The organism is Burkholderia sp. SRS-W-2-2016 (assembly GCF_001931485.1).
In the GTDB taxonomy this organism is placed as follows: Bacteria; Pseudomonadota; Gammaproteobacteria; order Burkholderiales; family Burkholderiaceae; genus Paraburkholderia.
The window spans coordinates 1-22723 of sequence record NZ_MSDV01000050.1 but is presented as its reverse complement, the minus strand read 5'-3'; the positions used below and the strand labels follow the sequence as shown (position 1 = coordinate 22723).

Sequence of the window (22723 nt, the reverse complement as noted above, 5' to 3'; positions counted from 1 at the left end):
CCGGACAGCCTCCTTTTTTCAGGCGACACGGCCCGCGCTTCTGACTGGGCCCGTGCGCGAGGTGGTTTCAGTCAAGCCCGAAACGTCCTTGCGCGCCGCTGTTCGAGCACGAAGTGTTCCAGGTTGAATGCATGTCTCGCATGATTCGCACGGCCCGCTCGGTGGAAGTGCCGCACTTTGGGTAAACTGGCAGTAACTTTTCTCTTTTTCCGTCATCTGTCGCACGTTCGAGCCGCAATAGATGCCGATTCCCACGATGTCCGGTAAAACTCACGAAATCCGCCCCAACCAGTCCGTCGAACTGCTGAAGGAACTCCATATCCTCACGCGCGACGGCAAGATGAATCAGGACAGCCGTCGCAAGCTGAAGCAGGTCTACCATCTGTTCCAGTTCATCGAGCCGCTGCTCAAGGACCTGAAGGACAGTCAGGGCGCGCTGACGCTCGTCGATCACGGCGCCGGCAAGTCATACCTCGGTTTTATTCTTTATGACTTGTTTTTCAAGGAGTTTCAGGACGCCGCTGGTGGGGCGTCGCACATTTACGGCATTGAAACGCGCGAAGAGCTGGTCACGCGCTCCGAAGAGCTGGCCGCGCGGCTCGGCTTCAAGGGGATGTCGTTTCTGAATCTGTCGGTCGCGGAGTCGATCACGTCGACGCGTCTGCCCGCGCAGATCGACATCGTGACCGCGCTGCACGCGTGCAACACCGCAACCGACGACGCGATCCACTTCGCGCTCGAAAAGCACGCGAAGTACATCGTCGTGGTGCCGTGCTGTCAGGCCGAAGTGGCGGGGGTGTTGCGGCAGAACAAGGGCAAGGCGCTCAAGAACGCGCTGACGGAAATCTGGCGCCATCCGCTGCATACGCGCGAGTTCGGCAGCCAGATCACCAACGTGCTGCGCTGCCTGCAACTGGAGGCGCACGGCTATCAGGTCAACGTGACCGAGCTGGTCGGCTGGGAACATTCGATGAAAAACGAGCTGATCATCGCGCAGTACAAGGATCTGCCGCGGCGCCGGCCGGCCGAGCGGCTGACCGAGGTGCTGGACACGCTCGGGCTCGACGCGCTGAAAGAGCGCTTCTTCGTGCCGGCCGAGGCCTGAGGCCCAACGCCGGCGATTACTTCTCCCGCTTCATCAGCGCATCCCAGCCCGCGAGACCGATGCGCCGCAGCGTTTCCTGATTGCGCTCGTAGATGTCTTCCGCGTCGGGAAAAGCCTGCACCGCGCGCTCGATACTGTCCTCGCGCAGCAGATGCAGGATCGGATAGGGCGCGCGGTTCGTGTAGTTCTCGATGTCGTCCGGCTCGCTGCCTTCGAACTGGTAGCGCGGATGAAAGCTCGCGATCTGGATGATCCCTTCGAGCCGGAGCTGCTGGAGCAGCCGGTCGGCGAAATACAGGCAATCGTTGAAGTCGAGAAATTCGCCGAGCGCGCGCGGCAGGATCAGCAGCGTCGTGTCGACGGCGGCCGGGTCGGCGGCGGTGAGCGTTTGCAGCTCGGCTTCCAGATCGGTCAGCACGCCTTCGAGGTCCTGAGCGTCGCTGACCGCGTAGCGGATCTGCCCCTTCACGTACACCGCCTTCGCGAACGGGCACAGGTTCAGCCCGATCACGGCTTCGCTCAGCCAGTGGCGGGTCGCGGCGATAACGCTCTGGTGGGATTCGGCGGGCAACGGCATGGCGGGCGGACGCGGCAGGGGAAAGCCGTGATTCTAAGCGTGATTCGATTCGAGCCCGTTCAGCGCGCCGGCGGCGCGCTGCCGCAAGCCGCCGCGATCAACTGCGCGGCCACCTTCGGCGCGACGACGATCGGCCCGCGGCCGGGCCCATAAGTCTGACTCGCCGCATACACCCCCTCGATCAGCAAACCGAGCGCATTGGCGAGCGCCTCCGGATCGGCGGCGCCGGCCGCAACCGACAGCTCCAGCAGCCGCGCCATCAGCCGCTGCTTGTTGCGGAACACGAACTGCCGCGCCGGGTGCTGGGGATCCGGAAACTCCACCGACACGTTCACGAACGGGCAACCGCGGTAATCGTCGATCGACGCGCGCCTTGCGAGGTCGTCGAAATACTGCTGCAGCTGTTTCGCCGGCTCGCCCGGATGCTTCGCGAAGCTCTTCTCGACGTAGCCGAAGAACTGCTCGTCCTTCTGCTCGAGATACGCCATCACCAGCTCGTCCTTCGACGAAAACTGCCGGTACAGACTCATCTTGTTCACGCCCGCGCGCTCGACCACCGCATCGACGCCGACGGTACGCACGCCGTCGCGGTAGAACAGTTCGCTGGCCGCGCGCAGCAGGTGCTGCTGCGCCTGCGGGCCGGCCGTCTGCGCGCCGCGCGGACGCCGGACGGTCTTGGGATTGGGAGCTTCGTTGTCGGACATGGAAAGTCACCCGGATGAAATTGACGCCTTGACATGTTACCGAGCGGTAACTAAGATCGCAACACCATTGTGACCGATCTGTCACAACTCTCTTACCTAAGCCGTAATAATGCGAACGACGCCGCCGCAACCGAAAGGCAGCGCGTCGATTGGAGATCCGATGAACTGGGCTGCGAAACTGATAGGCGGGCGCTTCCACTATGGCTGGTTGACCGTCGCCGTGGTGTTTCTGGTGTTGCTCGCGGCGGCCGGCACGCGCGCGACGCCGAGCGTGATGATGGTGCCGCTCGAACATCAATTCGGCTGGAGCCGCGCGACGATTTCGCTGGCGATCTCGGTGAACATCGCGCTGTACGGGCTGATGGGCCCGTTCGCGGCGGCCGCGATGCAGCGCTTCGGCGTGCGGCCCACGCTGCTCGCCGCGCTCGGCACGATGGCCGCGGGCGTCGCGCTGTCGTCGCTGATGAGCCACCCGTGGCAGATGGTGCTGATCTGGGGCGTGATGGTGGGCGGCTCGACCGGGGTGGCGGCGCTGTCGCTGTCCGCGACCGTGGTGACTCGCTGGTTCACCACTCGCCGCGGTCTGGTGATGGGGATTCTGACCGCCAGTTCGGCGACCGGCCAACTGGTGTTCCTGCCGATGCTCGCGGCGATCGCCGAGCACTACGGCTGGCGCCAGGTCGTGTGGGTGGTCGCGCTGGCGGCCGCGGTGGTGATTCCGCTGGTCGCGTTCCTGCTGCCCGAGCATCCGGCCGACATGAAGCTGCGCCCATACGGCGAACCGCACGACGCACCGGTCGCCGCGACCGTGACGAAGCAGAACCCGCTGGCCATTGCGTTCGGCACGCTCGCGATGGCGAGCAAGACGCGCGACTTCTGGCTGCTGTTCTTCAGCTTCTTCATCTGCGGCGCGAGCACCAACGGCTATGTCGGCACCCACCTGATCGCGATGTGCGGCGATTACGGGATGACCGAAGTGCAGGGCGCGTCGCTGCTCGCCGCGATGGGCGTGTTCGATCTGTTCGGCACGACCTTGTCGGGCTGGCTGTCGGACCGCTTCAATAGCCGCGTTTTGCTGTTCTGGTACTACGGGCTGCGCGGGCTGTCGCTGATGTATCTGCCGCACGCGTTCGGCATCGACTTCTTCGGGCTGCCGCTGTTCGCGGTGTTCTACGGCCTCGACTGGATCGCGACCGTGCCGCCTACGGTGCGGCTCGCCACCGATGTCTACGGCAAGGAATCGGCGCCGATCGTGTTCGGCTGGGTGGTCGCCGGTCACCAGCTCGGCGCGGCGTTCGCTGCGCTCGGCGCGGGGATGCTGCGCGCGAGCCTCGGCACCTACACGGTCGCATCGATGATTTCCGGCGGCCTGTGTCTCGTCGCCGCGGTGATCGTGCTGCGGATCAATCGTCCGGCCAAGGTGCCGGAACCGCAGGCGATCTGAACGGGCGGGCGGCGCACCCTGGCGCCGCCTCCACATTGAAATCGACGCAAGCACGCACGGCCCCGCCACGGGGCCGTGTTTTTTCGTAGCCGGCGCGGCCGGGCTGTGCATCGGCGCGTGGCGCAGGTTGGAGCGCGCGCGGAAGCCCGCTATCCTATGTGGCCCGGGCAGCCGCCCGGCCGATCATGAATTTCCACCGAGAGAAGCGCATGACCAACAAACCCGCCGTAACCGAAGTTGCCATTCACGAGCTGATCGCCGGCCGCTGGAGCCCGCGCGCGTATTCGAGCGAGCCGGTGAGCCGCGACCAGCTGCGCGCCGTGCTCGAAGCCGCGCGCTGGGCGCCGTCTTCGTATAACGCGCAGCCGTGGCGTTTCATGGTGTTCGATCGCAGTGTCGATGAGGTTGCGTTCAAGAAGGCGTTCGCGACGCTGGTGCCGTTCAACCAGGGCTGGAATGCGCCGGCGCCGGTGCTGATCGCGGTGACCGCGCACACGCTGACCAATAAGGGCGACGTCAATCGCTGCGCGCAATACGATGCGGGCGCGGCGGCGATGTCGCTGGTGCTGCAGGCTCACGCGCTCGGACTGGCCGCGCATCAGATGAGCGGTTTCGACGTGAACGCGTTCCGCAGCGGCTTCGAACTGCCGAAAGACGTCGAACCGATCGCGATGATTTCGCTCGGCCACTATGGCGACGTCGACAAGCTGGACCCGGTGCTGCGCGAGCGCGAAAAGGCCGCGCGTCAGCGTCAGCCGCTCGCGGACATCGCGTATGGCGGCGGCTGGAAAAAGGCGTTTTGAGCGACTGACAGGCGGTGCGGGCGGCGCGGTTTCGCGAACGGCGAACCGCCCTGTGAAGTGTGGAAGCCCGGCAGCCTGCATGAACGCGCGGCATCGACCGCGCGTTTTTTATTGGGCGCCATCCTCGCTATCGGTCACGCTCGACAGCGGCGCCGCCACGTGTTCGAGCGACTTGCGCTCCGCATCGACACCCCAGATCGCCGCGACAACCGCGGCCCCGAGCATCAGCGCGGAGCCGACCAGATAACCGGAAAACACCTCGCTGCGCTGATGCGTATCGATCAGCCGGCCGAAAAACGCCGGCCCGATGATGCCGCCGAGCGCGGTGCCGAACGCATAAAACACGGCGATCGCGAGCGCGCGGATTTCGAGCGGAAACGATTCGCTCACCGTCAGATACGCGGAGCTCGCGGCCGCCGACGCAAAAAAGAAAATCACCATCCACGCGATCGTCTGCGTGACCACGCTCAGCAACTGTTGCTCGAACAGATAGCCGGACACCGTCAGCAGCAGCGCCGACATCCCGTAGGTCGCGGCGATCATCTTGCGCCGGCCGATCACATCGAACAGCCGGCCGAGCACCAGCGGGCCGAGGAAATTGCCGAGCGCGAACGGCAGCAGATACCAGCCGATCTCGCCGCCCGGCACCTGATAGAAATCGGTCAGCACCAGCGCGTAGGTGAAGAAGATCGCGTTGTAGAAGAACGCCTGCGCGGTCATCAACGTGAGGCCGACCAGCGCGCGGCGCCGGTGCACGTTAAATAGCGTATGGAATACCTCGCGCAGCGGCGTGTGATCGCGCGCGCGCAGCCGCAGCCGGGTGAGGCCGTCGTCGGCGAGCGTGTGGCCGTCGGCGCGAAAACGCGCCTCGATTCCCTCGACGATCGTGCGCGCGTCGCGTTCGTCGCCGTGCGTGAGCAGCCAGCGCGGGCTTTCGGGGATCCAGATGCGCATCGGCAGGATCGCCAGCGCGAGCACCGCGCCGATGAAGAAGCACGCGCGCCAGCCCCAGTCGGCCGGCAGCAACTGCGGATCGAGCAGCACCAGCGAGCCGGCCGCGCCGAGCCCCGCGCCGACCCAGAAGGTGCCGTTGATGCCGAGATCGGTCCAGCCGCGCACCCGCGCCGGGGTGAATTCCTGAATCGTCGAATTGATCGCCGTGTATTCGCCGCCGATGCCCGCGCCGGTCAGAAAGCGGAACAGCATGAAGCTGGCCAGATTCCACGACAGCGCGGTGGCCGCGGTGGCGGCCAGATACAGCGCCAGCGTGATGAAAAACAGCTTGCGGCGGCCGAGCCGGTCGGTCAGCCAGCCGAAGCCGAGCGCGCCGAGCACCGCGCCGGCGATGTACGCGCTGCCGGCGAGGCCGACGTCGGCATTCGTGAAGCGCAGCGCCGGGCTGGTTTTCAGCGCGCTCGCGACCGCGCCGGCCAGCGTCACCTCGAGTCCGTCGAGCAGCCAGGTCACGCCGAGCGCGACGACGATCAGCGTATGGAAGCGGCCCCACGGCAGGCGGTCGAGCCGCGACGGCAGATCGGTTTCGATCGGCGCGGCGTGCTGACGCTGGTTGCGCTCGTTCACGGCGGCGGTCGGCGGCACGCTCATTGCGCTAGGACTCCTTGGTTGACGGAAGCTGGCGGCGAATTCATCGGAGGGAGCAAGACGCGTTCCGCAGCCGCGATTCGAACGGCGACGATCGCGCCCCGGTATTGCCGGTTGATGCTGCCGGAGTTTTCGTGTTACAAAGCCGCTCCCCTTTCTGTCCGCGCCAGCCGTGAGCGGCGATTCCTGCCATGAACTATTGCGCGATTGACTTCGGTACTTCCAATTCGGCCGTTTCGGTGCCGGACGGCGCCCAATTGAAGCTGGCGCCGGTCGAGCGCGCGTACACGACGCTGCCGACCGCGGTCTTCTTCAATACCGACGAAAACACTACCGAATTCGGCCGTGCGGCGCTCGCGGCCTACATCGACGGCTTCGACGGCCGGCTGATGCGCTCGATGAAGAGCATCCTCGGCTCGCCGCTCGCCGAGAACACGACCGACCTCGGCGACGGCAGCGCGATCCGCTACACCGACGTGATCGCGACCTTCCTCACCCATCTGAAACGTTCGGCCGAAGCGACCGCCGGCGGCGCGATCGATCGCGCGGTGCTGGGTCGCCCGGTATTTTTCGTCGACGACGATCCGCGCGCCGATCAGATGGCGCAGCAGCAGCTCGAAGCCGCCGCGCGCACGGTCGGTCTGCGCGAGATTCATTTTCAGTATGAACCGATCGCCGCCGCGTTCGACTACGAATCGCATCTGACCCAGGAAGGGCTGGTGCTGGTCGCCGACATCGGCGGCGGTACCTCGGACTTTTCGCTGGTGCGGGTAGGACCGCAACGGATGCAGCGCGTCGAGCGCAAGGACGACGTGCTGGCGCACCACGGCGTGCACGTCGCTGGCACCGATTTCGACCGCCGCGTCGAACTCGTGACGATCCTGCGCGAACTCGGCTACCAGTCGCTCGACCCGCAAGGGCGCGAGATTCCGAACCGGATCTACTTCGATCTGGCGACCTGGCACCTGATTAATACTGTCTACACGCCGAAGCGCGTCAGCGAACTCGCGCTGATGCGGCACCTTTTCACCGAGACCCGCCATCACGACCGGCTGATGCGGGTGGTCGAGCAGCGTTTCGGCCATGCGCTGGCCGCGCATGCGGAAGAGGCGAAGATCGGCGTCGCGGCGGGCGGCGAGACCGTGATCGATCTGGACGAAGTCGAAGAGGATTTGCGGCTTGCATTCGACGAAGCGCAACTGATCAGCGCCGGCGAAGACGAAACCCGCCGCATCGTGCAGGCCGCGCGCGACACGGTGCAGGCGGCGGGCATTGCGCCGCGTGATGTCGACGCGATCTATTTCACCGGCGGCTCGACCGGGCTGGCGTTTCTCTCGGGCGCGCTGGCCGCGGCGTTCCCGGATGCAAAGGCGGTATTCGGCGACCGGCTGGCGAGCGTGGCGACCGGTCTCGGTATTCATGCCCGGCGCCTGTTCGGATAATCGGGATTATCGGCAAATAGGCGCCGCGAATCGCGAAGTCGTTTGAAGTTAATCGACACGCCGCGGCGAATTGCACGGTAAATCACGCAATTAACGCCAATAATAAAAAAACCCCGCCGAGGCGGGGTTTTTTCTAGCTTCCCGAAGGAGGCTGGGGGCTTACACCGGCTTGATGTTAGCCGCTTGCTTGCCCTTCGGGCCCGTCTTCACTTCAAACGTGACCTTCTGGTTTTCTTGCAGCGTCTTGAAGCCGTCAACGCGAATTTCCGAGAAATGCGCGAACAGGTCTTCGCCGCCGCCGTCCGGAGTGATGAAGCCAAAGCCCTTTGCGTCATTGAACCACTTGACGGTACCGGTTTCCATATTACTTTTTCCTAAAAATGGTGAATAAGGCCGAAGCCCGGGGGTGCATGAAAATCAAGGAAGGGGTAATGGGACCAACCGGAGTACCGTTGATGGGCGACCTACGAAAGAACCACTTCACTCGCCGCTTGAAATCCTGCCCGAACGTTATACGGCGAAATCGGACGAACGTCAATAGTTTGCGCGATTGTTGACAAAACTTTGTCAGACAAAGCCGAAGTTTTCTTACAAAGCTTGCGCTCCCGGCCAACTTTTTGCTAGGGAGAACCCTTAGTTGACCGACGGATTCACTGCAGTAACTCGGTGCAACCGTTAAACTACGCGCCGCGCGTGGGTTGCACCTAATTTGCATCTTCGACGCGCTTTCATGCGCGTCACCCGTCTCCCACCGCCACAAGCGATGTCACGCGGTGCCGACATGGGTTTTGATTTAGGAGAAGACGTGAAAAGTTCTATTCAACGGAACATCGGGCCGTTCGCGCTGATGCTGACCGGTCTGGGCTCGATCATTGGATCGGGCTGGCTGTTCGGCGCGTGGAAGGCCGCCAAGATTGCCGGTCCTGCCGCCATTTGCGCGTGGATCATCGGCGCGGTCGTGATTCTGGCGATTGCGCTGACCTACGCGGAACTCGGTGCGATGTTTCCGGAGTCGGGCGGGATGGTGCGCTATGCGCGCTACTCGCACGGCGCGCTGGTCGGTTTCATCAGCGCGTGGGCCAACTGGATTGCGATCGTATCGGTGATCCCGATCGAGGCCGAAGCATCCATTCAATATATGAGTACCTGGCCGTACGACTGGGCGCATGCGCTGTTCGTCGATGGGTCATTAACGACCAACGGGCTATTGCTGTCGGCCGTGCTGGTGGTTATCTACTTCCTGCTGAACTATTGGGGCGTGAAGCTGTTCGCGCGCGCCAACACGGCGATCACGATCTTCAAGTTCCTGATCCCGGGAGCGACGATCATCGGTCTGATGGCAACCGGCGTGCACACCGAGAACTTCGGCGAGACCACCACGTTCGCGCCGTACGGCTGGTCGGCGGTGCTGACCGCGGTCGCGACGAGCGGCATCGTGTTCGCGTTCAACGGTTTCCAGAGCCCGATCAACCTCGCCGGTGAAGCGCGCAATCCGGCCAAGAGCGTGCCGTTCGCGGTGATCGGCTCGATCCTGCTGGCGCTGGTGATCTACGTGCTGCTGCAGATCGCGTACATCGGCTCGGTGAACCCGGCCGACGTCGCGAAGGGCTGGGGCCACTTCAACTTCGCGTCGCCGTTCGCGGAACTGGCGATCGCGCTGAACCTGAACTGGCTGGCGATCCTGCTGTACGTCGATGCATTCGTGAGCCCGAGCGGCACCGGTACGACCTATATGGCGACCACCACGCGGATGATCTACGCGATGGAGCGCAACAACACGATGCCGAAGATCTTCGGCCAGGTGCATCCGTTCTACGGCGTGCCGCGTCCGGCGATGTGGTTCAACCTGATCGTGTCGTTCATCTTCCTGTTCTTCTTCCGCGGCTGGAGCTCGCTGGCGGCGGTGATCTCGGTCGCGACCGTGATCTCGTACCTGACCGGCCCGATCAGCCTGATGGCGCTGCGCCGCGCGGCGACCGATATCGAGCGGCCGCTGCACATCGTCGGCATGAAGGTGATCGCGCCGTTCGCGTTCGTCTGCGCGTCGCTGATCCTGTACTGGGCGAAGTGGCCGCTGACCGGCGAAATCATTCTGCTGATGGTCGTCGCACTGCCGGTGTACTTCTACTTCCAGGCGAAGGCGGGCTTCGAAGGCTGGGGCCGCGATCTGAAGGCCGCGTGGTGGCTGGTCGCGTATCTGCCGATCATGGCCGTGCTGTCGCTGATCGGCAGCAAGGAGTTCGGCGGCTACGGCATCCTGCCGTACGGCTGGGACATGCTGGTCGTGATCGCGTTCTCGCTGGTGTTCTATTACTGGGGCGTGAACAGCGGCTATCGCTCGGAGTACCTCGACGAACGTCTGGAGCACGACGAAGTGCTCGAAGGCATCGGCGCGCATTGAGCGTCGTGTCGATCTGAAGTAGGGGCCGCGGTGGTTGCGGGCCCTGATAAAAAAGCCCGCCTGACGTTTCGTCAGGCGGGCTTTTTTGTTGGCGCTTCCGGAATGCAGGCGAGTTGATCAGGCGCTGCCGAACACGTAGTTCGTCATCGCCAGCGAGCGCTGGAACGTGCCCAGCGACTGGATGCCGAGCGTGTAGTCGTCGTCCGCGGCGCCGAGCGCGGCGAACACCGGCAGCAGATGCTCGTCGGTCGGATGCATCAGCACCGCGTGCGGCGCCTGACGGCGATAGTCGAGCAATGCGTCGATGTCGCGCGCGGCCAGCTTCTGCTCGAACCAGTCGGTGAACTCGCTGACGCGCGGATCGGCGTCTTCGGGGCGCGCGGAGAAATCGGCGGCGCGCAGGTTATGGGTGATCTGGCCCGAGCCGATCACCATCACGCCTTCGTCCTTCAGCGCGCGCAACGCGCGGCCGATGCGGAAATGATGCGCGGCGTCCTCGTACGGCTGAATCGACAGTTGCGCGACCGGCACGTCGGCTTGCGGAAACATCAGCAGCATCGGCACCCACGCGCCGTGGTCGAGACCGTGCGGCTCGACGCCCGCGGCGATGCCGTTCGCGCCGAGCAGCGCGGCGGCGCGGTGCGCGACGTCCGGCGCACCCGGCGCCGGGTACTGGATCTCGTAGAGCTGGCGCGGAAAGCCGTAGAAGTCGTGGATCGTCTCAGGCGCCGTCGCTATGCTGGCGACGGGCTGCGTCGTGCACCAGTGGGCCGACAGCATCAGGATCGCTTCGGGACGCGGCAGCTGCGTGGACAGCGAGCCGAATTCGGCGGACGGCATCGACGGATCGATCGGCAGCGTCGGTGCGCCGTGGGACAGGAAGAGGGCGGGTAAGCGGTTCATGGTAGCAACGCGGCCGGCGGACGCGGCGTGGAATTGAGTTGCTACGAATATAGGTCCGCCCGGCTATTTCATAAATGACCGGGAACGGATTTGATTGCGTCGCCCGTATTGTTAATCGGGCGCGCCGCGCAAGCCTTGCCAGCCCGGCGACAGCGCCGGTCCGAGCGCGAACAGATCGAGCACCCGCGCGACCGTGTGATCGACCATTTCGTCGATCGATTGCGGTTGGTTATAGAACGCGGGCAGCGGCGGAAAAATCACGCCGCCCATTTCGGTGACGGCCGTCATATTGCGCAGATGCGCGAGGTTGAACGGCGTTTCGCGCACCAGCAGCACGAGGCGGCGGCGTTCCTTCAGTGTGACGTCGGCGGCGCGGGTGATCAGGTTGTCGGCGAAACCGTGGGCGACGCTCGCGAGCGTCTTCATCGAGCACGGCGCGATGATCATCCCGTCCGTCGCGAACGAGCCGGACGCGATGCTCGCGCCGACGTCGCGCACCGAATGAACGACATCGGCGAGCGCGTGTACGTCTTCCTTGCCCAACTGGAGTTCGTGCTGGATGTTGAGCCAGCCTGCGCCGGAGACCAGCAGATGGCTCTCGACGCCGCCCAGCCGGCGCAGCGTCTCGAGCAGCCGGACGCCGTAGATGGCGCCGGTGGCGCCGGTGATCGCGACGATCAGCCGGCGGGGCGCCGCAGCGCGGGTTTGCAGCATGGCTGGCGGCGCCTTATGAAGCGAATTGAGCGAAGCGGGGCGCTCAGGCCGCGGCGAACAGCTGCTGCAGTTCGCCCGATTCGTACATCTCCATCATGATGTCCGAGCCGCCGATAAATTCGCCCTTCACGTACAGCTGCGGAATCGTCGGCCAGTTCGAGAAGACCTTGATGCCCTGACGGATTTCGTCGTCTTCGAGCACGTTGACGGTCTTGATTTCACCGACGCCGCATGCTTTGAGGATCTGGATCGCGCGGCCGGAGAAGCCGCACATCGGGAACTGGGCGTTGCCCTTCATGAAGAGGACGACGTTGTTGCCGTCGACGATTTGCTTGATGCGTTCTTGCGTGTCCATGACCTTGCGGTTCCGGTATGTGTAGGGAATAGGCTGAAATGATAGCGGATTTCGCTACGCGCGGCCGGAGTCGCTTCTGGTAGCGGGGTTTCTGCCAGGGCTGATCGAGGCGCGCGTGGCAGGGCGGCGCTGGCGTGCGCGCAGGCTTACGCCGCGCCGTCGCCCAGTACGCCGCCGCTGATGCGCTCGATGCCGGCCAGGTCGCGCTCCGAGCGGACCTGCGCAAAGCCGCCCGCGCTGAGTAACGCGCGCACCGCCTCGGCCTGGTCGTAGCCGTGCTCGATCCACAATGCGCCGCCGGCGGCCAGACGCGCAGGGGCGCCCGCGACGATCGCGCGGATCGCGCTGAGGCCGTCCGCTTCGTCGGTGAGCGCGCCGCGCGGCTCGAAGCGCAGATCGCCTTCGAGCAGATGCGGGTCGCCGCTGGCGATATACGGCGGATTGCTGACGATCGCGTCGAAGCGGAGGGAGGCGTCGAGCGAGTCGTACCAGTCGCTCTGCAAAAACGTCACGGCGCCGCCGGGGCGCTTCGCGTCGAGCAGACGCGCGCCGTTGCGTGCGGCGACCGCGAGCGCGTCGGCCGAACGGTCGAGCGCCCAGACCTGCGCGTCGGGCCGCATCGACGCGAGCGCCACCGCGATCGCGCCGGTGCCGGTGCCGAGATCGAGCACGCGCGGCCGCGGCCGGTTTTCTAGCGCCGTGAGCACGGTCTCGACCAGCAGTTCGGTTTCGGGGCGCGGAATCAGTACGTGCGGCGTCACTTCGAACTCGAGGCCGAAAAACTCGCGCGCACCGACCAGCTGCGCAACCGGTTCGCCCGCTACCCGCCGCGCTTCGAGCGCGCGATAACGCTCGACGTTCGCAGCTTCGAGCGGCTCGTCGCCGCGCGTGATCAGCTGCGTGCGGCGCCAGCCGAGCACGTGCGTGAGCAGAATCCGCGCTTCGAGCGGCGGCAGCGGGGACGCGCGCAACAGCGCGTCGGCCGTCGCGGGCTGAGCGGAGGGATCGAGCGGGGCCGGAGGGGCGTCGGTCATTTGGGAAACAGGGAGATCAGGGCATCACGGGCATCAGCGGCGCCAACCGCTTCACCCTCGTTAATCCGCGTCGCCCAGCGACGCCAGCAACTCCGCCTGATGCTCGCTGACGAGCGCCGCGATCAACTCATCGAGATCGCCGTCCATCAGCGCGTCGAGCCGGTACAGCGTCAGATTGATCCGGTGATCGGTAAGCCGCCCCTGCGGGAAATTGTAGGTGCGGATCCGCTCGGAGCGGTCGCCCGAGCCGATCAGGTTCTTGCGCGTCGCCGCTTCCTTCGCCTGCTGCTCGTGCGCCTGCTTGTCCTTGATGCGCGCGGCCAGCACCTTCAGCGCGCGGTCCTTGTTCTTGTGCTGCGAGCGGTCGTCCTGACATTCGACGACGATCCCGGTCGGCAAGTGCGTAACCCGCACCGCAGAGTCGGTCTTGTTGATGTGCTGACCGCCGGCGCCCGACGCGCGGAACGTGTCGATGCGCAAATCGGCCGGATTGATCTCGACCTCGCCGATCTCGTCCGCTTCCGGCATCACCGCGACCGTGCAGGCCGACGTGTGGATGCGGCCCTGCGTTTCGGTGGCCGGCACGCGCTGCACGCGATGACCGCCCGACTCGAACTTGAGCTTCGAATACGCGGCATCGCCGGCGATCCGCACGATCACTTCACGATAGCCGCCGAGGTCCGACTCGCTCGCCGACATCATCTCGACCTGCCAGCGATTGCGCTCCGCATAGCGCAGATACATGCGCAGCAGATCGCCCGCGAACAGCGCGGATTCGTCGCCGCCGGTGCCCGCGCGGATTTCGAGGTAGATGTTGCGATCGTCGTTCGGGTCTTTCGGCAGCAGCATTTTCTGCAGCTCGACGCCGAGCGTCTCCATCCGTTCACGCGCCGCGCGGATTTCCTCTTCGGCGAAATCGCGCATCGACGCGTCCGACAGCAGCTCCTGCGCGGTCGCCGCGTCGTTCTGCACCTGACGCCAGAGTCCGTACTGCTCGACGACCGGGCCGAGCTCCGCGTGTTCGCGCGTGAGCTTGCGGTATTGATCGAGATTCGACGTGATGTCCTCGCGGCTCAACAGGTCGTTCAGTTCGGCCAGCCGGGTGGTCAGCTGGTCGAGCTTGCGTTGCATGCTCGTTTTCATCGGGCGGTAGCGGAGCGGACTCCGGAAAGGATGCGGCCAGGGGAACGGGCGAGGGCCCGGGATGGAAGCAGGGACTGCGAGCTACGCCGGGGACGACGCAAACGCGGCGCAGACGCGGCGGCGCAAAGGGCGCCGCTAACGCTCCGAGGAACCGGAGTGTTTGTAGAAACCGCTCATCAGCTCGATCAGCTTGTCGCGGTTGTCGCTGCTCGCGCGATTGAGCGCGTGCGTCGGACCGTGGATCAGCTTGTTGGTGAGCGATTGCGACAGCGCTTCGAGCACCGCCGCTGGATCTTCGCCGCGCGCGAGCATCTTCTGCGCGCGTTCGACTTCGGTGCGGCGCAGCGCGTCGGCCTGCGTGTGCATGTGGCGGATCACCGGCACGATGCTGCGCGCGTCGAGCCACTGCATGAAGTTCTGCACGCGCGTTTCGATGATCGCTTCGGCCTGCGCGACCGCGGCCTGACGCGACGCATTGCCTTCGCGGACGATCGCGCCGAGGTCGTCGACGGTGTACAGGAACACGTCTTCGAGCTGGCCGGCTTCGGGTTCGATATCGCGCGGCACCGCGAGGTCGACCATGAAGATCGGCCGATGGCGGCGCGCTTTCACCGCGCGCTCGACCGCGCCGAGGCCGATGATCGGCAACGTGGACGCGGTACAGGACACGATGATGTCGAATTCGTGCATGCGAGCCGGCAGTTCCGACAGCGGAATGGCCCGCCCGTTGAAGCGCTCGGCGAGCCGCTGGCCGCGCTCGGCGGTGCGATTGGCGACCACCAGCTCGCGCGGCCGCTGCGCGGCGAAGTGGGTCGCGCACAGTTCGATCATTTCGCCGGCGCCGATGAACAGCACGCGCTGGTTCGCGATCTTGTCGAAGATGCGCTGCGCGAGGCGCACCGCGGCGGCGGCCATCGACACCGACTGCGCGCCGATTTCGGTGGTGCTGCGCACTTCCTTCGCGACCGCGAAGGTGCGCTGGAACAGCTGGTTCAGATAGGTGCCGAGCGCGCCGGCCTCGGATGCGGTGCGCACCGCGTCCTTCATCTGTCCGACGATCTGGGTTTCGCCGAGCACCATCGAATCGAGACCCGACGCGACCCGGAACGCATGGCGCACCGCTTCGGATTGCGGCAGCGCGTACACGTGCGGCGCGAGTTCGTCGATCGGGAGGTTGTGGTACCGGGATAGCCACTGCAGCGCGGCCTCGCGCGCCGCGAGGTCGTCGGTCGCGCAGTAGAGCTCGGTGCGGTTGCAGGTGGAGAGAATCGCCGCTTCCGGCGCATTCGGGGCCATCCGGCCCAGCCAGATGCCCTTGAACGTGTCCAGTGCGGGCTTGATCTGTTCGAGCGGAAACGCCACGCGTTCGCGCAGGGCGACAGGCGCAGTGTGGTGGTTGATTCCGATCGTTAGAAGCTGCATGGTGTGGGGCTATCGTTCAGGCCGATATTATAGCGTTTTCACGATTTTCACATCCGGCACGCCGCATACCCGGCATGTGTCAGATCGCGCCGGTCAGGCTTTCCAACGGAATCGGGTCGAGCTGATAACCGTAACCATAGACCGGCGTCAGCGTGTAGCCAAGCTCCGGGCGCAGTTGTAGCTTGCTGCGTACCCGCGACGCATGGGTGTCGATGGTGCGTGACTTTACGTCGCGGCGACGCGACCACACGGTTTCGAGGATGTGCGCACGCGACACCGGGCGCGCGAGGTTGTTGAACAGCAGCAGCGCGAGGCGGAATTCCTTCGGCGTCAGGATTACCGTGAGATCGCGGAAGCTCACCTCGAAGTTCGCGGCGTCGAATGTATACCCGCCGATCACGTCGCGGCGCCGGTTGGCGGGCCGCCGCAGCCCCGCGCGACGCTGCAGCGCCTCGACCCGGGCCAGCATTTCGGGGCCGCGCACCGGTTTGCTCAGGCAGTCGTCCGCGCCGGCGTGCAGCGCGGCGACGATCTGACTCTCGCGCGGGTCCGCGATCAGCATCATGACGGGCAGCCCAGGCAGAATGGAGCGCGCGCGCGGGATCACGTCTTCGGCGCAATGGTCGCCGGCCCAGCTTTCGGTGATCAGCAGATCGAAAAATTCGTCCGCGGCGCGCTGCAGGAATTTGGCGCTGGTGGTGAAGTGCTGGCAGATGTGGCCGCCGGCAAAAATCAGCCGGTCGACTAATTTGGCATGCAGCACGTCTGGTTCAATGAGGGCGATGCGCATGGCTCTGCGTCAGCCTGGCAATGAGCGGGGGATGGCTTTGCCGTAAGCCTTTCAGCTTGCCTAAGCACACTCCCGACCCCTAAACTCAACCGCTACGCGGAAAGCGCCGTGCTGAACTTGTATAGTTAATGAGGCAAAAATGCTAGCTGTGGCGGCTTCCTTCGCCTATGAGACGAATCCGATTTTGCTGTGGTCACGTTGCGAGAGTCGTCGCTGATGGGCTGGCCAGGCATTCTCGTGCTCGGTGTCGCGATCGGTCTGGCCGGCTGGTGGCTGCATCCGTTGCGCCGGGCGAGCCGCGCCCGCTGGTGGCTTGCGCTCGTCGCCGGCGTGCTCGGCGCGAGTGTCGCGCGCATGGCCGGCAACGTGACCGGTCTGTTCCATGATGGCGACCTGCTCGAATGGCCGGTGTGCACCGCCGTCGCGCTGATCGCCGTCGCCGTGACGGTCGGCCTCGGCTCGCGCCGCGCCATCCGTCGATGAATTCTTTGCAGGTAACCCCATGAACGCCCGACTCCCCGAAACCTCCTCCATTCCCGAGCGTCTAGCGAGCCTGCGCGCCGCGATGGCGCGCGAAGGCATCGCCGCCTATCTGGTGCCGTCCGCCGATCCGCATCTGTCCGAGTATCTGCCGGGGCGCTGGCAGGGTCGCCAGTGGCTGTCGGGCTTTACCGGCTCGGCCGGCACGTTGATCGTCAGCGCCGATTTCGCCGGCGTGTGGACCGACAGCCGCTATTGGGAGCAGGCCAGCGCGCAATTGGCCGGCACTGGCGTCGCGTTGATGAAGATGACCGGCGGCCAGCAGACCACCCCGCATTTCGAATGGCTCGCGCGCAACGTCGCGCAGGGCGGCACGGTCGGGGTCGATGGCGCCGTGCTCGGCGTCGCGGCGGCGCGTGCGTTGAGCGCGACGCTCGGCGCGCACGGCGTGCAGCTGCGCACCGACGTCGATCTGTTCGACGCGATCTGGGCGCAGCGCCCCGCGCTGCCCGCCGACGCGGTGTTCGAGCATGCCGAGCCGCAAGCGGGGCTCGCGCGCGCGGAGAAGCTCGCGCAGGTGCGTCGCGCGATGGCCGACAAGGGCGCGCAAGCGCACTTCATCTCGACGCTCGACGACCTCGCATGGCTGCTCAATCTGCGCGGCGCCGACGTCAGCTACAACCCGGTGTTCGTCGCGCATGCGCTGATCGGGGTGGATCGCGTGTCGCTGTTCATCGCCGACGGCAAGGTGTCGCCGGGCCTGGCCAACGTGCTTGCGCGCGACGGCATCCACATCGAGCCGTACGCAAAGGCCGCCGACGCGCTCGCCGCGCTGCCGGCCGGCAGCACGCTGCTGATCGACCCGCGCCGGATTACTTATGGCCTGCTGCAGGCGGTGCCGTCGACGGTCAAGCTGGTCGAGTCGGTCAATCCGTCGACCTTCCTGAAGTCGTGCAAGAGCGCCGCCGACGCCGCGCACGTTCGCGCGACGATGGAGCAGGACGGCGCGGCGCTCGCCGAATTCTTCGCGTGGTTCGAAGCCGCGCTGGGCCGCGAGCGGATCACCGAGCTGACCATCGACGAACGTCTGACGGCCGCCCGCGCGCGCCGTCCCGGTTTCGTGTCGCTGAGCTTCGCGACGATCGCCGGCTTCAACGGCAACGGCGCGATGCCGCATTACCGCGCGACCGACGAGTCGCACGCGGTGATCGAGGGCAACGGGCTGCTGCTGATCGACTCCGGCGGCCAGTACCTGACCGGCACCACCGACATCACCCGGGTCGTGCCGGTCGGCACGCCGAGCGACGCGCAGCGGCGCGATTTCACGGTCGTGCTGAAGGGGATGATCGCGTTGTCGCGCGCGCAGTTTCCGCGCGGCATCCGCTCGCCGATGCTCGATGCGATCGCGCGCGCGCCGATCTGGCAGGCGGGCGCCGACTACGGCCACGGCACCGGTCACGGGGTCGGCTACTTCCTGAACGTGCACGAAGGCCCGCAGGTGATCTCGCACTACGCGCCGGCCGAACCGTGGACCGCGATGGAGGAGGGGATGATCACGTCGAACGAACCGGGTCTGTACCGGCCGGGCAAGTGGGGCGTGCGGATCGAGAATCTCGTGCTGAACGTCGCGGCGGAGAAAACCGAGTTCGGCGATTTCCTCAAGTTCGAGACGCTGACGCTGTGCCCGATCGACACGCGCTGCATCGAGCTGTCGCTGCTGCGCGACGACGAGCGCGCGTGGCTCAACGCGTATCACGAGACCGTGCGCACGCGGCTGTCGCCGCATGTGAGCGGCGACGCGAAAGCGTGGCTCGAGTTGCGCACGCAGCCGATTTGAGCGTAGCGGGGCGACCCTCGCGGATTAACGGAAAGCGGACGGAGAGCGCATGGCAATCAAGGCAGTGGTGTTCGACTTCGGTGGTGTGCTGATCGACTGGAATCCTGACTATCTGTACCGCCAGCTGATTCCCGATGAAACCGAGCGCCGCTGGTTTCTGACGCACGTGTGTTCGATGGACTGGGTGATCCGCCAGGACGGCGGCCAGCCGATCGCCGAAGGCACCGGAGAGCTGATCGCGAAGTTTCCCGATCACGCGCACCTGATCCGCGCGTTCTACGAGCGCTGGCACGAGATGGTGGCCGGCGTGTTGCAGGACGGCGTCGCGCTGATGGAACAGCTCGAAGCAGCCCACGTGCCGCTCTTCGGCCTCACCAACTGGTCGGCCGAGACTTTCCCGTATGCGTGGGAGCACTATCCGGTGCTGCGGCGCTTTCGCGACATCGTCGTGTCGGGGCGGGTGAAGCTGGTGAAGCCGGACCCGGCGATCTTCGCGGAGATGCGCCGGCTCATCGAGTTGCAGATGCCGGGTCTCGAGCCTGCCGAGCTCGTCTTTATCGACGACAACCGGAAGAACGCCGAGGCCGCAACGGCGCTCGGCTGGCACGGCGTGCATCACACCAGCGCGGAACACACGGCGGCGCGACTGCGCGAGTTGGGCTTGCCGGTGTAAGCGGTGTAAGCGGGGCGGCGCCGCGCGCGTCGCTCACTGTGCTCGCAACACTCTCAGCGCCCCGCGCGGCTTCCTCGCAGTCAACGAGCCGCGCGCGCCGCTACTGCCCCAACAGATTCTTCAACGCATTGCCGAGTCCCTTGACGGTCTCGCCGGCGCCCTTCGCGACCCCTTCCACACTGACCCCGAGCGCCTGCGCGAACCCCGCGCCGATGCGCGCGAGGATCCCTTCGCGCACCGAGAACTTCGGATCGCGCAAATCGCCATCCAGCACGAAATGCAGCGTGATGTCGCCGTCGCGCTTCTTCAGCGCGGCGACCGCGGCGTGGGTCGGAATCGACATGAACGTTTCGAGCGGGTTGCCCGATTCGGCCAGCTGCAGATTGTGGACCGTCACCGTGCCGGGCGCGTGCAGGTGGTAGTTGCGCACCGTCGATTCGATCGTCAGATCGACCGTGCCGCCGGTCACCTGCGCGCGGGTGCCGGCCTTTTTCAGCAGATACGGATCGAGCGTCACGATGTCGACGCCATGCAGTTTGCTGATGGTCTGCGAATCGCGGCTCGCGATCTTGATCCAGCCGTCGAAGCTGACCGTGCCGGTATGCGCCGGTCCCTTGATCGAGCCGCTGACGCTGACATTGGTCGGCTCGGCGAGCGACGGCAGATGCAGATTGTCGACGGTCGCGTTCGCGTTGCTGACCGTGATCCTGAACGCGGGTGGCCCGACGGTCAGGTCGTAGAAGTGGAAGTTGCCGTGCTCGAAGCGGATCCGGTCGACCTGCTTTTCGCTCGGCACCGCCGGCGTCGCGCCGTTCGGCTGATCGGCGCGGTTCACCGACTGGCGCAGATTCGGCAGCAGATTCAGCGAGCCGTCCTGTTTGCGCAGTACCGCGAGATCGAAGCCGCGCACCACGACTTCGCGGATATGGATGCGCCGCACGAGCAGCGCGCGCACATCGGGCGTGATGATGATTTCGTCCGCGCGTAGCGGCTCGCCGGCCGGCCAGCCGGGCGGCGCTTTCAGCAGAACGTGGGACAGATGCAGCGAGGTGAGGCCGACGTCGATACTTTCCGCGCTGCCCAGCGGGCCGAGTGCGGCGGTGACGCGATCCTTGATTTCCTGTTGTGCGAATTGCAGCGCGCCGATGGCGAGCAGAACGAGCGCCAGCAACGTGCCGCCCACGACGACGATCCAGCGCCTGCCCCTCGACAACGCCATGCTTGTCTCCTCGTCACCGCGTCGGGCGGTGTGCTGATGACCGGCTTATCGGTGCGCGGCCGCGCGCGCGTGTCCCGCATTTTTCTTCGCGTATTTTTCTTCGCATAGGCACGCCGGCATTGCACCGGCCGCCACCAGCGCGCCGCGTGAATTCCCCAATCACACGACGCCCCGGACAAGCAACGCGCATGCCCCGCCGCTGCGCCGTGATAAAGCGACACGGACAGCGGCGCGCATCAAGCGCTTAACGCGCTTAGCGCGAGATCGGCTTGTAGCGCAGACGCTTCGGCCGCGCGCCTTCCTCGCCCAGACGCGCACGCTTGTCGGCTTCGTATTCCTGATAGTTGCCGTCGAAGAAGGTGACTTGCGAGTCGCCTTCGAACGCGAGGATGTGCGTCGCGATCCGGTCGAGGAACCAGCGATCGTGCGAGATCACCAGCACCGAGCCGGCGAATTCGAGCAGCGCGTCTTCGAGCGCGCGCAGCGTTTCGACGTCGAGGTCGTTCGACGGTTCGTCGAGCAGCAGCACGTTGCCGCCGGCGATCAGCGTCTTCGCCAGATGCAGACGGCCGCGCTCACCGCCCGACAGATTGCCGACGATCTTCTGCTGGTCGCCGCCCTTGAAGTTGAAGCGGCCGATGTACGCGCGCGACGGCGTTTCGTATCTGCCGACCGTCAGCACGTCGGCGCCGCCGGAGATTTCCTCGAACACGGTCTTGTTCGCGGCAAGCGCTTCGCGGCTCTGGTCCACGTAAGCGAGCTTGACGGTCGGGCCCTGCACGATTTCGCCCGAATCCGGCTGTTCGCGGCCGGTCAGCATGCGGAACAGCGTCGACTTACCGGCGCCGTTCGGGCCGATGATGCCGACGATCGCGCCGGCCGGAATCTTGAAGCTGACATCATCGAGCAGCATCCGGTCGCCGTACGACTTGCTGACGTTCTTGAACTCGATCACTTCATTGCCGAGGCGGTCGCCGACCGGAATGAAGATTTCCTGGGTTTCGTTGCGCTTCTGGTAGTCCTGGCTGTTCAGTTCCTCGAAGCGGGCGATACGCGCCTTCGACTTCGCCTGACGGCCCTTCGGGTTCTGGCGCACCCACTCGAGTTCCTTCTTGATCGCCTTCTGGCGCGCCGATTCCGACGCCTCTTCCTGCTTCAGGCGCTCTTCCTTCTGATCGAGCCAGCTGCTGTAGTTGCCCTTCCACGGAATGCCGTGACCGCGGTCGAGTTCGAGAATCCACTCGGCGGCGTTGTCGAGGAAGTAGCGATCGTGGGTGACCGCGACGACGGTGCCCGGAAAGCGCGTGAGGAACTGTTCGAGCCACTCGACCGATTCCGCGTCGAGGTGGTTGGTCGGCTCGTCGAGCAGCAGCATGTCGGGCTTTTGCAGCAGCAGCTTGCACAGCGCGACGCGGCGCTTTTCACCGCCCGACAGATGCTCGATCTTCGCGTCCCACGCCGGCAGACGCAGCGCGTCGGCGGCGATTTCGATCTGCTGCTCGGCGCTGCCGTCCGAGGTCGCGAGGATCGCTTCGTACTTCGCCTGTTCGGCGGCGAGCGCGTCGAAGTCGGCGTCCGGCTCCGCGTAGGCCGCGTAGATTTCGTCGAGCTTTTTCTGCGCGTTGAACACGTCGCCGAGACCTTCTTCGACCGCTTCACGCACGGTCTTTTGCGGATCGAGCTGCGGTTCCTGCGGCAGATAGCCGATGTTCAGGTTCGGCATCGGCGTGGCTTCGCCTTCGATCTCGGTATCCACACCGGCCATGATGCGGATCAGCGTCGATTTGCCCGAGCCGTTCAGGCCGAGCAGACCGATCTTCGCGCCGGGGAAGAACGACAGCGAGATGTCCTTGAGGATCTGGCGCTTGGGCGGCACGATTTTGCCGACCCGGTTCATGGTGAAAACGTATTGGGCCATTTTGCTTGCAGTAGACGTTGACGACGCCGGCCGCGTGCGGGCGGGCAGTCGGGGGTGAATGGGTAATCGGTGTGTCAGGGCCGGGCTGAGTGCCCGGCGCCGGCCGGCGCGGCAGCGGATTTCGACGACGTTCGCGCGCGCGGCGGTGGTTCAGGTG

Annotated in this window: 21 protein-coding genes; 8 read left to right on the top strand and 13 right to left on the bottom strand. The window is 65.4% G+C overall.

The features are described 5' to 3' along the window. Window positions 1-256: 256 nt before the first annotated feature. Complete coding sequence (locus BTH42_RS21435; RefSeq protein WP_075303279.1) at window positions 257-1105, top strand: SAM-dependent methyltransferase; 849 nt, start codon at window positions 257-259, stop codon at window positions 1103-1105. A 16-nt stretch (window positions 1106-1121) separates the two neighbouring features. Here BTH42_RS21435 and BTH42_RS21430 read toward each other — a convergent pair whose 3' ends face one another. Together BTH42_RS21430 and BTH42_RS21425 are read right to left on the bottom strand one after the other, a co-directional pair. After that, entirely contained in the window at window positions 1122-1682 is a 561-nt protein-coding gene (locus tag BTH42_RS21430; protein WP_075303164.1) for a DUF1415 domain-containing protein, read from the bottom strand. Window positions 1683-1741: 59 nt separating this feature from the next. Continuing rightward, complete coding sequence (locus tag BTH42_RS21425) at window positions 1742-2386, bottom strand: TetR/AcrR family transcriptional regulator (protein WP_075303161.1); 645 nt, start codon at window positions 2384-2386, stop codon at window positions 1742-1744. A gap of 160 nt (window positions 2387-2546) precedes the next feature. Here BTH42_RS21425 and BTH42_RS21420 point away from each other — a divergent pair, with 160 nt between their 5' ends. Next, window positions 2547-3830 (top strand): MFS transporter, encoded by a 1284-nt coding sequence (locus BTH42_RS21420; RefSeq protein WP_075303278.1) that lies wholly within the window; start codon window positions 2547-2549, stop codon window positions 3828-3830. A 209-nt stretch (window positions 3831-4039) separates the two neighbouring features. After that, window positions 4040-4633, top strand: a complete 594-nt coding sequence (locus BTH42_RS21415; RefSeq protein ID WP_178392212.1) for a nitroreductase family protein — start codon at window positions 4040-4042, stop codon at window positions 4631-4633. Between the two features lie 108 nt (window positions 4634-4741). On the opposite strand, the gene BTH42_RS21410 is transcribed toward BTH42_RS21415, so the two are convergent. Further along, window positions 4742-6238, bottom strand: a complete 1497-nt coding sequence (locus BTH42_RS21410) for an MFS transporter (protein WP_075303156.1) — start codon at window positions 6236-6238, stop codon at window positions 4742-4744. 188 nt (window positions 6239-6426) lie between these two features. Here BTH42_RS21410 and BTH42_RS21405 point away from each other — a divergent pair, with 188 nt between their 5' ends. After that, on the top strand, window positions 6427-7677 hold the full coding sequence (locus BTH42_RS21405; protein ID WP_075303154.1) for an Hsp70 family protein: 1251 nt from the start codon (window positions 6427-6429) through the stop codon (window positions 7675-7677). 159 nt (window positions 7678-7836) lie between these two features. Here the strand turns inward: BTH42_RS21405 and BTH42_RS21400 are convergent, their stop codons facing one another. After that, a complete protein-coding gene (locus tag BTH42_RS21400) occupies window positions 7837-8040 on the bottom strand; it encodes a cold-shock protein (protein ID WP_013090665.1) in 204 nt (67 codons plus the stop codon). A gap of 442 nt (window positions 8041-8482) precedes the next feature. Here BTH42_RS21400 and BTH42_RS21395 point away from each other — a divergent pair, with 442 nt between their 5' ends. Further along, entirely contained in the window at window positions 8483-10078 is a 1596-nt protein-coding gene (locus BTH42_RS21395) for an APC family permease (RefSeq protein ID WP_075303152.1), read from the top strand. A gap of 117 nt (window positions 10079-10195) precedes the next feature. On the opposite strand, the gene BTH42_RS21390 is transcribed toward BTH42_RS21395, so the two are convergent. The 7 genes from BTH42_RS21390 to BTH42_RS21360 form a co-directional block, all read right to left on the bottom strand. After that, window positions 10196-10981 (bottom strand): class III extradiol ring-cleavage dioxygenase, encoded by a 786-nt coding sequence (locus tag BTH42_RS21390; protein WP_075303149.1) that lies wholly within the window; start codon window positions 10979-10981, stop codon window positions 10196-10198. Between the two features lie 111 nt (window positions 10982-11092). After that, window positions 11093-11695 carry a UbiX family flavin prenyltransferase gene (locus BTH42_RS21385; RefSeq protein WP_178392211.1) on the bottom strand — a complete coding sequence of 201 codons (603 nt, stop codon included), beginning with the start codon at window positions 11693-11695 and terminating at the stop codon, window positions 11093-11095. Between the two features lie 43 nt (window positions 11696-11738). Continuing rightward, on the bottom strand, window positions 11739-12050 hold the full coding sequence (gene grxD, locus BTH42_RS21380; RefSeq protein WP_075303146.1) for a Grx4 family monothiol glutaredoxin: 312 nt from the start codon (window positions 12048-12050) through the stop codon (window positions 11739-11741). Window positions 12051-12196: 146 nt separating this feature from the next. Next, window positions 12197-13084, bottom strand: coding sequence for a peptide chain release factor N(5)-glutamine methyltransferase (gene prmC / locus BTH42_RS21375; protein ID WP_075303144.1), 888 nt, complete (start codon window positions 13082-13084; stop codon window positions 12197-12199). A gap of 60 nt (window positions 13085-13144) precedes the next feature. After that, window positions 13145-14227, bottom strand: a complete 1083-nt coding sequence (prfA, locus tag BTH42_RS21370; RefSeq protein ID WP_075303142.1) for a peptide chain release factor 1 — start codon at window positions 14225-14227, stop codon at window positions 13145-13147. 135 nt (window positions 14228-14362) lie between these two features. After that, window positions 14363-15649 (bottom strand): glutamyl-tRNA reductase, encoded by a 1287-nt coding sequence (hemA, locus tag BTH42_RS21365; protein WP_075303139.1) that lies wholly within the window; start codon window positions 15647-15649, stop codon window positions 14363-14365. A 79-nt stretch (window positions 15650-15728) separates the two neighbouring features. Then, window positions 15729-16439 (bottom strand): response regulator transcription factor, encoded by a 711-nt coding sequence (locus tag BTH42_RS21360; protein WP_075303136.1) that lies wholly within the window; start codon window positions 16437-16439, stop codon window positions 15729-15731. A gap of 216 nt (window positions 16440-16655) precedes the next feature. Here BTH42_RS21360 and BTH42_RS21355 point away from each other — a divergent pair, with 216 nt between their 5' ends. Genes BTH42_RS21355 through BTH42_RS21345 form a run of 3 tightly spaced genes read left to right on the top strand, consistent with a single transcriptional unit; the run spans window position 16656 to window position 19429 of the window. Next, the gene (locus BTH42_RS21355; RefSeq protein ID WP_075303120.1) at window positions 16656-16922 is read left to right on the top strand and encodes a hypothetical protein; all 267 of its coding nucleotides are present in this window, start codon (window positions 16656-16658) and stop codon (window positions 16920-16922) included. A gap of 19 nt (window positions 16923-16941) precedes the next feature. Beyond that, complete coding sequence (locus BTH42_RS21350) at window positions 16942-18756, top strand: aminopeptidase P family protein (RefSeq protein WP_075303104.1); 1815 nt, start codon at window positions 16942-16944, stop codon at window positions 18754-18756. A gap of 49 nt (window positions 18757-18805) precedes the next feature. Further along, on the top strand, window positions 18806-19429 hold the full coding sequence (locus BTH42_RS21345) for an HAD family hydrolase (RefSeq protein ID WP_075303102.1): 624 nt from the start codon (window positions 18806-18808) through the stop codon (window positions 19427-19429). A 100-nt stretch (window positions 19430-19529) separates the two neighbouring features. Here the strand turns inward: BTH42_RS21345 and BTH42_RS21340 are convergent, their stop codons facing one another. Both BTH42_RS21340 and ettA read right to left on the bottom strand, forming a co-directional pair. Next, window positions 19530-20648, bottom strand: coding sequence for a DUF748 domain-containing protein (locus BTH42_RS21340; RefSeq protein WP_075303100.1), 1119 nt, complete (start codon window positions 20646-20648; stop codon window positions 19530-19532). A 253-nt stretch (window positions 20649-20901) separates the two neighbouring features. After that, the gene (gene ettA, locus BTH42_RS21335) at window positions 20902-22566 is read right to left on the bottom strand and encodes an energy-dependent translational throttle protein EttA (RefSeq protein WP_075303098.1); all 1665 of its coding nucleotides are present in this window, start codon (window positions 22564-22566) and stop codon (window positions 20902-20904) included. Window positions 22567-22723: the final 157 nt, after the last annotated feature.

Excerpts from the sequence above, each read along its gene's own strand:
- BTH42_RS21435 (WP_075303279.1), top strand. The coding sequence starts at position 257 with ATGTCCGGTAAAACTCACGAAATCCGCCCCAACCAGTCCGTCGAACTG.
- BTH42_RS21345 (WP_075303102.1), top strand. The coding sequence starts at position 18,806 with ATGGCAATCAAGGCAGTGGTGTTCGACTTCGGTGGTGTGCTGATCGAC.
- BTH42_RS21415 (WP_178392212.1), top strand. The coding sequence starts at position 4,040 with ATGACCAACAAACCCGCCGTAACCGAAGTTGCCATTCACGAGCTGATC.
- BTH42_RS21425 (WP_075303161.1), bottom strand. The coding sequence starts at position 2,386 with ATGTCCGACAACGAAGCTCCCAATCCCAAGACCGTCCGGCGTCCGCGC.
- grxD (WP_075303146.1), bottom strand. The coding sequence starts at position 12,050 with ATGGACACGCAAGAACGCATCAAGCAAATCGTCGACGGCAACAACGTC.
- BTH42_RS21385 (WP_178392211.1), bottom strand. The coding sequence starts at position 11,695 with ATGCTGCAAACCCGCGCTGCGGCGCCCCGCCGGCTGATCGTCGCGATC.
- BTH42_RS21350 (WP_075303104.1), top strand. The coding sequence starts at position 16,942 with ATGAACGCCCGACTCCCCGAAACCTCCTCCATTCCCGAGCGTCTAGCG.
- hemA (WP_075303139.1), bottom strand. The coding sequence starts at position 15,649 with ATGCAGCTTCTAACGATCGGAATCAACCACCACACTGCGCCTGTCGCC.
- ettA (WP_075303098.1), bottom strand. The coding sequence starts at position 22,566 with ATGGCCCAATACGTTTTCACCATGAACCGGGTCGGCAAAATCGTGCCG.
- BTH42_RS21420 (WP_075303278.1), top strand. The coding sequence starts at position 2,547 with ATGAACTGGGCTGCGAAACTGATAGGCGGGCGCTTCCACTATGGCTGG.
- BTH42_RS21430 (WP_075303164.1), bottom strand. The coding sequence starts at position 1,682 with ATGCCGTTGCCCGCCGAATCCCACCAGAGCGTTATCGCCGCGACCCGC.
- BTH42_RS21340 (WP_075303100.1), bottom strand. The coding sequence starts at position 20,648 with ATGGCGTTGTCGAGGGGCAGGCGCTGGATCGTCGTCGTGGGCGGCACG.
- BTH42_RS21410 (WP_075303156.1), bottom strand. The coding sequence starts at position 6,238 with ATGAGCGTGCCGCCGACCGCCGCCGTGAACGAGCGCAACCAGCGTCAG.
- BTH42_RS21400 (WP_013090665.1), bottom strand. The coding sequence starts at position 8,040 with ATGGAAACCGGTACCGTCAAGTGGTTCAATGACGCAAAGGGCTTTGGC.
- BTH42_RS21360 (WP_075303136.1), bottom strand. The coding sequence starts at position 16,439 with ATGCGCATCGCCCTCATTGAACCAGACGTGCTGCATGCCAAATTAGTC.
- BTH42_RS21390 (WP_075303149.1), bottom strand. The coding sequence starts at position 10,981 with ATGAACCGCTTACCCGCCCTCTTCCTGTCCCACGGCGCACCGACGCTG.
- prfA (WP_075303142.1), bottom strand. The coding sequence starts at position 14,227 with ATGAAAACGAGCATGCAACGCAAGCTCGACCAGCTGACCACCCGGCTG.
- BTH42_RS21355 (WP_075303120.1), top strand. The coding sequence starts at position 16,656 with ATGGGCTGGCCAGGCATTCTCGTGCTCGGTGTCGCGATCGGTCTGGCC.
- prmC (WP_075303144.1), bottom strand. The coding sequence starts at position 13,084 with ATGACCGACGCCCCTCCGGCCCCGCTCGATCCCTCCGCTCAGCCCGCG.
- BTH42_RS21405 (WP_075303154.1), top strand. The coding sequence starts at position 6,427 with ATGAACTATTGCGCGATTGACTTCGGTACTTCCAATTCGGCCGTTTCG.